The sequence below is a fragment of the Burkholderiales bacterium genome, assembly GCA_036262035.1.
In the GTDB taxonomy this organism is placed as follows: Bacteria; Pseudomonadota; Gammaproteobacteria; order Burkholderiales; family SG8-41; genus JAQGMV01.
On sequence record DATAJS010000031.1, the window covers coordinates 201467 to 214203 of the forward strand.

Annotated in this window: 12 protein-coding genes; 8 read left to right on the top strand and 4 right to left on the bottom strand. The window is 66.8% G+C overall.

The genetic code is table 11. The features are described 5' to 3' along the window. The first annotated feature begins 37 nt into the window (after nucleotides 1-37). The gene (locus VHP37_30915; GenBank protein HEX2830787.1) at nucleotides 38-925 is read left to right on the top strand and encodes a Dyp-type peroxidase; all 888 of its coding nucleotides are present in this window, start codon (nucleotides 38-40) and stop codon (nucleotides 923-925) included. On the opposite strand, the gene VHP37_30920 is transcribed toward VHP37_30915, so the two are convergent. Beyond that, nucleotides 915-2147: an MFS transporter gene (locus VHP37_30920; protein ID HEX2830788.1), complete on the bottom strand. Its 1233-nt coding sequence runs from the start codon at nucleotides 2145-2147 to the stop codon at nucleotides 915-917. The genes VHP37_30915 and VHP37_30920 overlap by 11 nt on opposite strands. A gap of 47 nt (nucleotides 2148-2194) precedes the next feature. Here VHP37_30920 and VHP37_30925 point away from each other — a divergent pair, with 47 nt between their 5' ends. Further along, nucleotides 2195-3544: a hypothetical protein gene (locus VHP37_30925; protein ID HEX2830789.1), complete on the top strand. Its 1350-nt coding sequence runs from the start codon at nucleotides 2195-2197 to the stop codon at nucleotides 3542-3544. Nucleotides 3545-3557: 13 nt separating this feature from the next. Here VHP37_30925 and VHP37_30930 read toward each other — a convergent pair whose 3' ends face one another. The 3 genes from VHP37_30930 to VHP37_30940 form a co-directional block, all read right to left on the bottom strand. Beyond that, nucleotides 3558-4535 carry a tripartite tricarboxylate transporter substrate binding protein gene (locus tag VHP37_30930; protein ID HEX2830790.1) on the bottom strand — a complete coding sequence of 326 codons (978 nt, stop codon included), beginning with the start codon at nucleotides 4533-4535 and terminating at the stop codon, nucleotides 3558-3560. Between the two features lie 149 nt (nucleotides 4536-4684). Then, entirely contained in the window at nucleotides 4685-4987 is a 303-nt protein-coding gene (locus VHP37_30935) for a hypothetical protein (GenBank protein ID HEX2830791.1), read from the bottom strand. A gap of 49 nt (nucleotides 4988-5036) precedes the next feature. Beyond that, nucleotides 5037-5999, bottom strand: coding sequence for a tripartite tricarboxylate transporter substrate binding protein (locus VHP37_30940; GenBank protein HEX2830792.1), 963 nt, complete (start codon nucleotides 5997-5999; stop codon nucleotides 5037-5039). A 111-nt stretch (nucleotides 6000-6110) separates the two neighbouring features. Between VHP37_30940 and VHP37_30945 the strand changes: the two genes are divergently transcribed. The 6 genes from VHP37_30945 to VHP37_30970 all read left to right on the top strand — a co-directional run bounded on the left by VHP37_30945 (nucleotide 6111) and on the right by VHP37_30970 (nucleotide 12686). After that, nucleotides 6111-7721 carry a D-aminoacylase gene (locus VHP37_30945; protein HEX2830793.1) on the top strand — a complete coding sequence of 537 codons (1611 nt, stop codon included), beginning with the start codon at nucleotides 6111-6113 and terminating at the stop codon, nucleotides 7719-7721. Nucleotides 7722-7778: 57 nt separating this feature from the next. Beyond that, the gene (locus tag VHP37_30950; protein ID HEX2830794.1) at nucleotides 7779-8366 is read left to right on the top strand and encodes a restriction endonuclease; all 588 of its coding nucleotides are present in this window, start codon (nucleotides 7779-7781) and stop codon (nucleotides 8364-8366) included. A 413-nt stretch (nucleotides 8367-8779) separates the two neighbouring features. Further along, complete coding sequence (locus VHP37_30955; GenBank protein HEX2830795.1) at nucleotides 8780-9355, top strand: ANTAR domain-containing protein; 576 nt, start codon at nucleotides 8780-8782, stop codon at nucleotides 9353-9355. Nucleotides 9356-9592: 237 nt separating this feature from the next. Continuing rightward, on the top strand, nucleotides 9593-10864 hold the full coding sequence (locus VHP37_30960) for a CmpA/NrtA family ABC transporter substrate-binding protein (GenBank protein ID HEX2830796.1): 1272 nt from the start codon (nucleotides 9593-9595) through the stop codon (nucleotides 10862-10864). Between the two features lie 12 nt (nucleotides 10865-10876). Next, complete coding sequence (ntrB, locus tag VHP37_30965) at nucleotides 10877-11791, top strand: nitrate ABC transporter permease (GenBank protein ID HEX2830797.1); 915 nt, start codon at nucleotides 10877-10879, stop codon at nucleotides 11789-11791. A gap of 103 nt (nucleotides 11792-11894) precedes the next feature. Continuing rightward, nucleotides 11895-12686 (top strand): ABC transporter ATP-binding protein, encoded by a 792-nt coding sequence (locus VHP37_30970; protein HEX2830798.1) that lies wholly within the window; start codon nucleotides 11895-11897, stop codon nucleotides 12684-12686. Nucleotides 12687-12737 lie beyond the last annotated feature (51 nt).

Sequence of the window (12737 nt, forward strand, 5' to 3'; positions counted from 1 at the left end):
TAGAATTGCCGGTGCTCGTAAACACGCCACTTCGTTCATGTCGATCACCTCAAAAGTACAACCCGGAATCCTCAAAGCACCCCCCGTCGTCGCGCGATCGCTGACGTTTCGCATCGAGAACGCCGATGAAGTCGGCGCGGCGCTGAAGCGTCTCGCCGCCGAGCACCAGTCCGCGTGCGACATCGTCGCCGTCGGCGAGCCGTGCACGCTCGCGCTCGACGCGACCGTTCCCGGCCTGCGCACCTTCCCGGCGATGTCGGGCGCCGGGTGCGCGGTGCCGTCGACGCAGGATGCGCTGTGGATACGCGTCTGCGGTCCCGATCGCGGCGTGGTGTTCGACGCCGCGCGCAAGGTGCGGCAGATCCTCGCCGGCGCTTTCCGTCTGGCCGATGCGCTCGACACCTTCGTCTATCACGGCGGCCGCGACCTCACGCGTTTCGAAGACGGCACCGAGAATCCCAAGGACGACGCCGCGATCGACGCGGCCATCGTCAGGGAAGGACCGATCGCCGGCTCGAGCTTCGTCGCAGTCCAGCAATGGGTGCACGATCTCACGCGCTTCGAAGCGCACACCGACCAGGAGCGCAACGACATCATCGGCCGCGACGCGGAGACGAACGAAGAGCTCGAAGACGCGCCCGAATCGGCGCACGTGAAGCGCAGCGCGCAGGAGAACTACGACCCGCCGGCGTTCATGCTCCGGCGTTCGATGCCGTGGGCCGGCGTCGACAAGGAAGGGCTGGAGTTCGTCGCCTTCGTCGCGGGCGTCGACACGTTCACGCGCATGATGCGGCGCATGGCCGGACGCGAGGACGGCATCGTCGACGGCCTCTTCTCGTTCTCGCGGCCGGTCACCGGCGGCTTCTACTGGTGTCCGCCGGCCGCCGACGGCCGCCTCGACCTCTCGTTCCTGTTCAAGTCGTGATGCCGCGCATGCGCCTGCGCCACAGCGCCCAGCCCACGATCAACAGCCCGCTGCACAACCAGAAGAAACCGCGCAGCCCGAGATAAGGCGCCAGCAGGCCCCCGATGAGCGGCGCCACGGCGCTGCCCGCCTGCTGGAGCGACGTGCCGTAGGCGAGCGTGCGCCCTTCCATGCCCGGCGGCGCACGGTCTTTGATCATGCGGATCAGCACCGGCGGCAGGCCGGATACGAAGATCGCGAACACCACGCGCGCGAGGGTAAGCTCGAGCGGATCGCGCGCGAGCGGCGTGAGCACGCTCGACAGGCAGACGCCGGCAAGCAGGAGCGCGAGAACGCGCGCGGGATGGAGCCGATCGATCAGCCGCCCCCAGAACGGCAGCGCGACGAGCCCGGCGAGCGTGAAGCCGACCGCCGTCGCCGCAACCCAGCCCTCGACGCCGAGCCCCAGCAACCCGGATCGTCGGGCAACCAGCTCCATCGTGTGGAGCGCCACGACCTGCGTCGCCCCGAACGCGCAGAACGCGAACAGCATCTGCATGTAATAGAGGAGCTTGAGCTCGGGCAGGTGCGACAGCCGTTTCGCGTCGGCGATCACGTCGATTCGAAGCGCGTGGGCCGGGCGCACGTGGTGCTCGCGCACCGCGGTTGACGCGAGGATGCCGGCGACCAGCATCGCGGCCGCGGTCAACCAGAACAGCGACTGCTTGGTCGGCAGCCAGCCGATCAGCGCCGCACCGACCAGAGGCCCGAGCAGCGTGCCGGCGGACGCGCCGATCTGCGTGAGCGCGAGCGCGCCGCCGATGTGCTGCTGCGGCGTCGTGGTCGCGACCAGCGCCTGGCCCGCCGGCACGAATCCGTTGGCGAGCCCCGCGAACACCAGCACGACCAGGAACAGCACCGGATGGGACGTCATGGCGAGCAGGCCGAAGCCGGCAGCCATGCCGAACGCGGCGCGCAGCACCATGCTCTTGCGGCCGTAGTGATCGGCGAGCATGCCCCAGACCGGCGTGAACACGCAGCTCACGCCGTAATAGCCGAGCATCATCGCGCCCACCCAGAGCGCGAGGTCGCGCTCGACGCCCAGCGTCTGGACGATCAACGGCAGGAAAGCGAAGGACGCATTCCAGCCGATGTTGATCAGGAGATTACCTGTCGCGAGGGCGCGCGCGTTGCGCCGCCACTGCGCCGGATGGGGCGTCCCCTCGCCCGTCGAGCCGCTCATGGAGCGTCGGATTGTAGCGGCCCCGGGACAGCCGGTAGCATGCGGATATGAGCTCACGTGACGCGACACGCGCGCTGCTGGACATACTCCGTGGCCGCCGCTCGCGTCGCTTCGGTCTCGGCATGTCGATGCCGAGCGGGCCGCTCGCCTACAAGAGCAGCCACGCGCCCGTCCGTCTCACCGAAGAGGAAGAAGCGATCCTCGCCTTCGCCGCGTGCGGCGTGACGGGTTACGCGCTCGCCGACCTCATGTACGAGCGCGGCGGCGGCGGGACCATCATGTCGCGGCTGCTCGCGCGCACGATCCCGAGCGGCGATGCCGCGCAGGCCGTCGCGCTCATCGTGATGAACGCCGACGCGACGTACTACTTGAAGCGCCCGCAGGACTACGCGCCCGAAGAGATCCCCGAGCTCGTCGACCTCGCGGCGCGCGAGCAGTACGTCGAGCTCTACCGGCGCAGCCGTGTGAAGATCCGCGACGGTCGCACCAGCCCGCCGCCCGATCCGCTTTTCAATCTCGACTGCAACCGCTGGTCGCTGCACGACCCGGCCGGGACATACTTCCTGCCGGTCAACGAGCTCACGTGGCTGTACATCAACGGCATCCTCGAGATCTTCAACGAGACCAATAACGTCTACGTCGTCGACGAGCGCGCCGACTTCCAGCCGGCGGGACTGAAGCGCTATGCGAAGAGCCGCGGCGGCCACCTCGACGACGACGCCGCGAACGGCCGCGTCGTCACGATCCAGCAGCTGGAAACGTTCGTCACCGAGTTCGTCACCGCCGAGTTCGGGATGATGATCCAGAACCTCGCGCTCATGGTGCACGCGATGGGTCTCGGCGGCTTTCCGCACTGGGCCGCGCATGCGTTCGGGTGGTTCGAGGCGCTGCGCTTCGACATGGGCTCGATGCCCGCGAGCCGTTACCTCGGGATGGGGCGCGTGCTCTCTACGCTGTCACGCTGGCTGGGACGCGACACGCCCGTGCCGTACGTCCAGGGCCTGACGGTCGATGGCAAGCCCCTCATGACCCCGATGTGCCCGCCGCACTACCCGAGCATGGAAGCCGCGGTGCGCGCGCTGGTCGACGCCAAGGTCGGCGCGAACGGCATCTTCCGCGGCGGCGCTTCGAACAGCTCGTGGCGCGACGCGTCGGCGGTCGCCGATGCGTGTCCCGCGTTGAGCGACGCGAACGTCGACGCGGCGATCGCGTACTGCGAGTACGTGTGGGACCGCTACGGACGCTTCCCCGCGTATCAGCCACCGTTCCGAACGTTGCTCGGGTTTCAGGTGAACCATCTGGACTGCGAGTTCTACGACGCGCACTACAAGCCGGGCGCGGTGACGGAGAACCAGCGCAGGCACATGCAGGAGTGGCACGCCTCCGATGTGCGGTGACTCACGGCTCTTTCTATTGCGCGTCGAGACGTATGCCCGCCGCCTTGACGACGCTCGCCCATTTCGCGGTCTCCTCCCGAATGAGCACCTGGAACTCGTCCGGTGAGTTGTAGCGGATCTCGGCCCCGACGTTCGCGTATCGCTCGCGGGCCTGCGGAGACGTCAGTATCGACACGATCGCCGCGTTGAGGCGATTCACGATCGGCCTCGGCGTCTTCGAGGGCGCCAGAATGCCGTTCCACACCGCCGCCTCGTATCGCGGCACGCCCGCCTCCTCGATGGTTGGAATCGCCGGCGCGAGGGGAGAGCGTGCTTTGGAGGTGATCCCCAGTCCCTTCATCTTCCCGGCTTTGACGAGCGGCAGCGACGAGAGAAAGCTGGCAAAGCCGAGCGGGATGCGGCCCGCCATGACGTCCAGGTTCGAACCGGTGATGCCTTTGTAGGGCACGTGCACGAGCTTGACCCCGGCCAGCAGCTCGAAGAGCGCCCCCGCGAGATGCGTCGGGCCGCCGTTACCCGATGAGCCGTAATTGAGCTCGCCCGGGCGGCTTTTGGCGAGCGCGATGACCTCTTTCACGGTGCCCGCGGACAGTGACGGGCTGGCGACCATGAGCATGGGTGACGCGCTGATCATGCTCACACCCTGGAAATCCTTCAGCGCGTCGTAGGGCACTTTCGCGAAAAGCGCGGGAGTCGCCGTAAACGTGTTGGGCACGGCGGCGAGCGTGTAACCGTCGGCCTGGGAACGCGCCACGATCTCCATGCCGATCATGCCGTTCGCGCCCGCGCGATTATCGACGACGAACTGCTTGCCGAGGGCCTCGCTGAGGCGATCCGCGATGTAGCGGGCCTGCGCGTCGGCGTTTCCGCCCGCGGCCTGGGGCACGATCATGCGCACGGGCCTGGCTGGATAGGCTTCCGCGGCGTGTGCAGCCGTCCCGGGCAGCGCGGCGAGTATCGCGATAGCGATCGAGAGTGTGCGCTTCATCATTGGCGACGCATCCGGGTGTCCACGGCTCGATGATTTCGCCTGAACGTCGAGCACCAATGCTAACGCATCCCTGCGGTCGCAGGCGGGGGTGGTACCTGTCGCGGCTCCCGGCCTACGAATACACGACGACGGCGCAGTGATGTCGAGGGCTAGCGGCTGCCGAAACGGAACGAAGACGGGCGGCGCGGCCGCGGTTTCGCACGCGGCTTCTCGTCGGCGGCATCCGCCAGGCGGCCCGGCGCGAGCTCGCCCGGCGGCCGAGGCCTGACCAGGATCTCGCGCGGCAGCTCGGCGGCGGCGCATTTGAACGGCCGGCCGTAGCGCTGCTGCGCCTGCTGGAGCCGCTCCTCGCGCCAGTCGCGCGAGCCGGGGCTCACTGGCATGTGATCGATGATGCCGGGGACTTCGATGCGTCCGTTCGGTCGTCTGAAAATACGCCGCAGCACATCCATGCTGTCGCCTCCACGGTGGACACGCGGAGGGTGCAAGCGATGTGCCTTTTCAGTCGGCCCGGATGTGCGCGGCCTTCACGACTTTGTTCCATTTGTCGCGCTCGGCGTTGATGTACTTCAACGCCTCCGCGGGCGAATTCCCGACGCCTTCCATGCCCAGTCCGGACAGCTTTTCCTTCACGTCGCCCGCATGCAGCGCGCCGGCGACGCTCTTGTTGAGCTGACCGACGATCGCCTGCGGGGTGCCCGCCGGGACGAGGATCGCGTACCACGCATCCATCTCGTAACCCTTGAGGCCCGCTTCGGAGATCGTCGGCACGTCCGACCACCCCGATGCGCGCTTGAGCGAGGTCATGCCGAGCGCTTTGAGGCGGCCCGCTTTGACGTGCGCCTGCATCACCAGCGGGCTGGAGAACGAGATCGGCACGCGTCCCGAGAGCAGGTCGGGGATGAAGTCGTTCGTGCCTTTGTAAGGGATGTGCAGGATGTCCACGCCCGCCATGTACTTGAAGAGCTCGCCGGCGAGGTGCAGCGAGGAGCCGTTGCCGCCCGAGGCGTACTGAAGCTGTCCGGGCTTCGCTTTCGCCGCGGCGATGAGGTCTTTCACCGAGTTGATGCCCGCCGTCGGCGTGACGACGAGCACCAGCGGTCCTTTGGCGACGATCGTCACCGGGATGAACTGGTCGTAGGTGTACGGCACCTTGCTGTAAATCATCGGGTTCACGGCGTAGGCCATCGCCGGCAGCACCAGGGTGTAGCCGTCCGGCGCGGCACGCGACGCGAGTTCGATCGCCAGGTTGCCGCCGGCCCCCGGCCGGTTGTCGATCACCACCTGCTGTCCCCACCCTTCGCCGACTTTGCCGCCGACCATGCGCGCGAGCACGTCGTTGGGGCCGCCCGCGGGATACGGCACCATCAGGCGCACCGGACGGTTGGGAAAGGCATCGGCCGCGAGCGCGCCGACCGGCGCGGCCGCGAGCACCGCGAGCGCGGCGGCGAAGAGCTTCGTCATGATCGATCGGGGATGAAATCGGAGCGGGCAGTATAGAGGAAGTAGAATGCGTCCGCCCTTGCCCTTCACGCGTTCACCCGTTCACTCGTTCACTCGTTCACGCATTTCGGAATGCACTTCGACCTTCTCATCCGCAACGGCCTCGTCGTCGACGGCAGCGGCGCGGCGGGCATCGTCGCGGACGTCGGCATCAACGGCAACACGATCGCGGCGATCGCCCCCTCGCTCGACGGCAGGGGTTTCAGGACGATCGACGCGCAAGGTCTCGCGGTCGCTCCGGGCTTCATCGACGTCAAAACCCATTCGGACTTCACGCTGCCGATCAATCCGAAAGCCGAGAGCAAGGTGCGGCAAGGCGTCACGACCGAGATCATCGGCCACTGCGGCTTCTCGGTGGCGCCGTGCCTGCCGGGCAAGGTCGAGCTTCTGAAGGACTATCTCAGCCCGTCCGCGCCCTGGCTGCCGTTTCGCGAGCGCTCGTTCGCCGAATATCTGGATACGTTTCCGGCGACGGCGGTCAACGCCGGCATGCTCGTCGGCCACAACACGCTGCGGCTCATGGCGATGGGCATGGACCAGCGGGCGCCGTCGACGTCGGAGATGGCGCGCATGTGCGAGCTGCTGGAAGACGGTTTGCGCGCCGGTGCGCTCGGGATGTCGTCGGGGCTCTTCACCGCGCCCGGGTCGTACGCGGCGCGCGACGAGATCGTCGCGCTGTGCCATGTGTTGAAACGCCACAACGCGGCCTACTTCACGCATCTGCGCGACGAATCGAACAAGGTGCTCGAAGCGCTCGACGAAGCGATCGACGTCGCCGAGACGTGCGGCATCCACGTCGAGGTCGTGCACTTCAAGTGCTCGGGCGTCGACAACTGGGGCAAGGCGAGCGCAGCGCTCGCGCGCATCGCGGCGGCGAACGCGCGCGGCGCGTCGATCGACTGCGACGCGTATCCGTACGCCGCCGGCAGCAATCCGCTCAAGAACCTGATGCCGCAATGGGTGCAGGCGGGGGGCGTCGAGGCGATGCTCGCGCGCCTGAAGGAACCCGAAGCGCGCGCGCGCATCCGGGACGACATCGCGCGCGCCGGCCTCAACAACTGGGGCCGTATCCCCGATTGGGAGTGCGTGCAGATCTCGATCTCGCCGCATCTCCCGCAATACGCGGGGCGCACCATCGCCTCGCTGGCGCAGGAGCGCGGGCGCGATCCCATCGACGTGGTGTGCGACTACCTCATCGAAGACCGCGCGGCGACGCGCGTGCTCGTCACCTCGATCTCCGAGGACGACATCCGCGACATCATGCGATCGAAGAGCGCGCTGGTCGGCTCCGACGGCAACTGCGTCGCGACCTACGGCACCGTGAGCCAGGGCATGCCGCACCCGCGCTTCTACGGCACCTTCCCGCGCGTGATCTCGCGCTACGTCAAAGACGAGCGCGCGCTGACACTCGAAACCGCGATCCACAAGATGACCGGCGCGAGCGCGCGTGCGCTGAAGCTGTCGGATCGAGGGCTGTTGCGGACCGGCCTGCGCGCGGACGTGACGATCTTCGATCCGAACGATTTCGCCGATCGCGCCACGTATGCCGATCCGCATCGGTATCCGAGCGGCGATCGTACGACCGTCATCGTCAACGGCACGCTCGTCGTGGAGAATGCAGCCCACACCGGCGCGACACCAGGCCGAGTCCTGCGCCGTTCGCCCGACGGGACGGTCTCGTGAGCTCGCCGAGACCTGCCCGTTCACCCGTTCACCTGTTCACGCGTTCACGCCTTTGAAATGGCTGCCAAAGAATCCCTCTTCCAGATCCTCCTCCGTCAGCCGTGGTGGGTGACCCTCGTCGTGGCGCTGCTGGTGTTCGCGGTGACGAGGCTGATCTACCCACCGGTCGCGCCGTTCACCGCGCTCCCCTTCGTCGTGCTGTGCGGAATCATCGCGTTCAGGCAGTTTCGCGGCGCCGCGCCGCTGGACGCCCACGAGCGGCTGGAGAAGTTGCGTGCGATGGACTGGGACGAGTTCAGCGCGCTCGTCGTCGAGGCGTACCGCAAGCTCGGCTACACGGTGCATCCGGCGACTTCGCGCGACTACGACTTCCGGCTCACCCGTAACGCGCGCGTCACGCTGCTGCAGTGCCGCCGGTGGAAAGTGAACCAGGTCGGCGTCGGGCCGCTGCGCGAGCTTCTGAAGGCGGTGGGGCGCGAAGACGCGAGCCACGGCATCTGCATCGCGGCCGGTGACTTTTCCGCACCCGCTCGCGCGCTCACCGCGACCGAGCCGCTGACGCTCGTCGACGGGGCGGAGCTCGTGACGCTGGTGGGGGCGCTCAAGACCAAACCGGGGTCAGACCCCAAAAAGACCGGGGTCTGACCCCCGAATTAATTGGGGGCTGACCCCGAATTCCGGCGGCGTTGCGATGTCGCGCGGAAGCGACGCGTGAAAATCGCGTGAATTCAGCGCTCTGTACCGATGGCGCCCAGCCGCGTCGTCCGCGAGAGACAGGCCGCACGGTTTACGCGGCAGGCCTCAGGTCCTAAGTGATTGATCCTCAATGACTAATCAAACTGGCACAGCATCTGCTATTAGACGGTCAGGCAACAGTAGTTCCCCTGAAACGGATTTACCCTCCCCTGTTTCCCCCGGCTCCGGCCGGGGTTTTTTTGTACACGGGCCTGGGTCGGATCCCGGATGAATCGGGGTCTGACCCCTTTTTAATGACGTCCGTTTAATCGGGGTCTGACCCCGATTTTCACTGGCATAGGTCTTGCGAACGCGCAGCGGCCATGCCCACTCTCCTGCTCCTGCACGAAGGCGCGGCCGACGCCGCGGCTCTGCGCGCCGCTCTGTCGTCGACGTCTTATCGAGTGGCCGGTGAGCTCAGCGATGCCGCGCGGCTCGGTGCCGAAGTGGGGCGCGTCGCACCGGACGTGATCATCGCGTGCACCCAAACGCCGAGCGCCGCCGTGCTCGATGCGCTGCGCAGTCTTGCCGCTGCGGCGCCGCGTCCCGTCGTCATGTTCGCGACCGATCCGCGTCGCGAAGTGATCCGCAGGACCGTCGAAGCCGGCGTCGCCGCCTACGTCGTCGACGGCTGGTCGCACGCGCGTGTCGGCGCGATCATCGAAGCGGCCATCGCGCGCTTCGACGCGTACGAGTCGTTGAAGCGCGAGCTCAGGACGACGCAGGACAAGCTGGCCGAACGCAAGATCGTCGAGAAGGCCAAAGGCCTGGTCATGCAGCAGCGCGGTGTCTCGGAAGACCAGGCGTATTCCTCATTGCGCAAGATGGCGATGGACCAGAACCTCACGCTCGCCGAAGTCGCCCGCCGCGTCGTCGCGGTCGCACACCTCCTCGCCTGACCCATCACTCATTTGGTGCGGCGTTGGCGCCGGTGCACCGTGTTCGTTCGCCCACGCCTGGGCTTTCTCTCCCTTCCTGCTGTCATACCCGCCTGGCACAGTCCGTGCTCGATGCAATCCCGAAGCGACGGCCAATGACGGCCGTCTGACGTTGCGCCCGAGCGGGCGCGATTCGAGACAACGGCGTCCATGCAAGCGGCAGAACCGCTGCATGGGCGCTTTTTTTTGGGGATCGGTATGGCCGAAGAACAGAAAGCCAGCGTCGACGCAGCGCGACGGCGCTTCATGCACAGAAGCGCGAGCACGCTCGGCGCGGCGGCACTGATGTCGCTGGTCCCGCCCGGCGTGCGCCAGGCCGCGTGGGCGGCGGGGTCCGACGCGCCCGAGAAGAAAATCGTTACGATCGGCTTCATCCCGCTCACCGACTGCGCTTCGGTCGTCATGGCCGCGGTCAACGAGTTCGACAAGAAATACGGCATCCGGATCGTCCCCACCAAGGAAGCGTCGTGGGCGAGCGTGCGCGACAAGCTGGTCAACGGCGACATCGACGCCTCGCACGTCCTCTACGGTCTCATCTACGGGCTGCACCTCGGCGTCGCCGGTCCGAAGAAGGACATGGCGATGCTGATGGCGCTCAACCACAACGGCCAGGCGATCACGCTCTCGAAAAAGCTCGCCGACGCCGGCGTGAAGGACGGCGCGACGCTCGCCGCGCACATGAAGAAGGACAAGCGCGAATACACCTTCGCGCAGACCTTTCCGACCGGCACGCATGCGATGTGGATCTACTACTGGCTCGCGGCGAACGGCATCCATCCGTTCAAGGATGCCAAGGCGGTGGTCGTGCCGCCGCCGCAGATGGTCGCGAACATGCGCGTGGGCAACATGGACGGCTTCTGCGTCGGCGAGCCCTGGGGTCATCGCGCGATCGCCGACGGCATCGGCTTCACCGCGATCACCACGCAGGACATCTGGAAGGACCATCCCGAGAAAGTGCTCGGCTGCACCGCCGATTTCGTCAAGCAGAACCCGAACACCGCGCGCGCGATGACCGCCGCGATCATCGACGCGAGCCGCTGGATCGACGCGTCGCTGTCCAACCGCCAGAAGATGGCCGAAGTCGTCGCCGCGCCGGCCTACATCAATACGTCGGTCGACGTCATCAACCAGCGCATCCTCGGCCGCTACACCAACGGACTCGGCAGGACCTGGGACGATCCCAATCACATGAAGTTCTACGCCGACAGCACCGTCAACATGCCTTACCTCTCCGACGGCATGTGGTTCCTGACGCAGCACCGCCGCTGGGGACTGCTCAAGAGCGATCCCGATTACCTCGCCGTGGCGAAACAGATCAACCGCATCGACCTCTATCGCGAAGCCGCGACGATGGCCAAGGCGAGCGTCGTGAAGGACGTGATGCGCACGTCGAAACTGATGGACGGCGCGGTCTGGGACGGCAAGGACCCGAAGAAGTACGCGATGTCCTTTCCCATCCGCGCGGCGTAAGGAGCCACGGCCATGTCAGCAGCAGCTCAACCCCTCACCACGGCGCCTGCCGCGCCGACGCATCTCGCGACGGTGATTCCGCATCCGGCCGCGCCCGCGCTCGCCGCGGCCGCTACGCGGGCGGCGGCCGGCCCGGCGATCTTCGATCGAAGCCGCGAGCGCGCACGCCGCGAGCTCACGGCGAAGATCGTCGCACCGATCGTCGGCGTGCTCGCGTTCCTCGGCGTCTGGGCGCTCGTCGCCCAGGGCGGCTCGATTCCCGGCCCCGCCAGGACGTGGGAAGCCGCGGTGCAGGTCTTCAGCGATCCCTTCTACAGAAACGGCCCGAACGACCAGGGCATCGCGTGGAAGATCGGCGGCTCGCTGAGCCGGGTCGGCATCGGCTTCGGCTTCGCGGCGCTGATCGGCATCCCGCTGGGGTTCCTCATCGGGCGCTCGACCTTCATGCGCAACATGGCCGAGCCGATCATCGGGCTGCTGCGGCCGGTGAGCCCGCTGGCGTGGCTGCCCATCGGATTGCTCGTCTTCAAGGGCGCGGATCCCGCGGCGATCTGGACGATCTTCATCTCCAGCATCTGGCCGATGATCATCAACACCGCCGTCGGCGTGCAGCGCGTGCCGCAGGATTATCTCAACGTCGCGCGCGTGCTGAATCTCTCCGAGTGGAAGGTCTTCACCAGGATCCTCTTCCCGGCGGTGCTGCCTTACATGCTGACCGGCGTGCGCCTCTCGATGGGCGTCGCGTGGCTCGTCATCGTCGCCGCCGAGATGCTGACCGGCGGGGTCGGCGTCGGCTTCTGGGTGTGGGACGAATGGAACAACCTCAAGGTCGAAAACATCCTGATCGCGATCCTCGTGATCGGCGTCATCGGGTTGCTGCTCGAGCATGCGCTGCTGCTGGTGGCGAAGCGGTGGCAGTACGACTAGTCCAAAAGGTGATGAGGTGAAGGTGATGAGTGAAAGCGAAAACACCCCTATCTCATCACCCCCATCTCATCACTTCTATCTCATCACTCGTTCATCAAAAGACATGGACCACTACCTGAAAATCGAATCCGTCGGCATGACGTTCGACACCAGGCAAGGCCCTTTCATCGCGCTGCGCGACATCGACCTCACGATCGAGAAAGGCCAGTTCGTGACGCTGATCGGACACTCGGGCTGCGGCAAGTCGACGCTGCTCAACCTGATCACCGGCCTGAACGTGCCGACGTCGGGCTACCTCTTTCTTTCCGGGCGCCAGATCGCAGGACCGGGGCCGGACCGCGGCGTGGTGTTCCAGAACCACTCGCTGCTGCCGTGGCTCACGTGCTTCGAGAACATCCATCTCGCGGTGGAGCGGGTGTTCGGCGCGACCGAGCCGAAGGCAAGGCTGGTCGAGCGGACGCAGCACGCGCTGGCCCTCGTGCACCTCGAGCACGCTGCCGACAAGCGCCCGCACGAGATCTCGGGCGGCATGAAGCAGCGCGTGGGCATCGCCCGTGCGCTGGCGATGGAGCCGAGGCTCCTGCTCATGGACGAGCCCTTCGGCGCCCTCGACGCGCTCACCCGCGCGCGGCTTCAGGACGAGCTCATGCGCATCGTCGCCGAGACCGGCAGCACCGTGGTGATGGTCACGCACGACGTCGACGAGGCGGTGCTGCTCGCCGACCGCGTGGTGATGATGACCAACGGCCCGGCCGCGACGATCGGCGAGATCCTCGAAGTCGATCTCCCGCGCCCTCGCGATCGGCTGGCGCTGGCAAACGACCCGGCTTACATGCGGCTGAGGAAGGCGGTGCTGGAGTTCCTCTATCAGAAGCAGCTTAGGGAAACTGCGTAAATGTCATTGCGAGGAGCGAAGCGACGAAGCAATCCCGAGGCGCTCGTAACC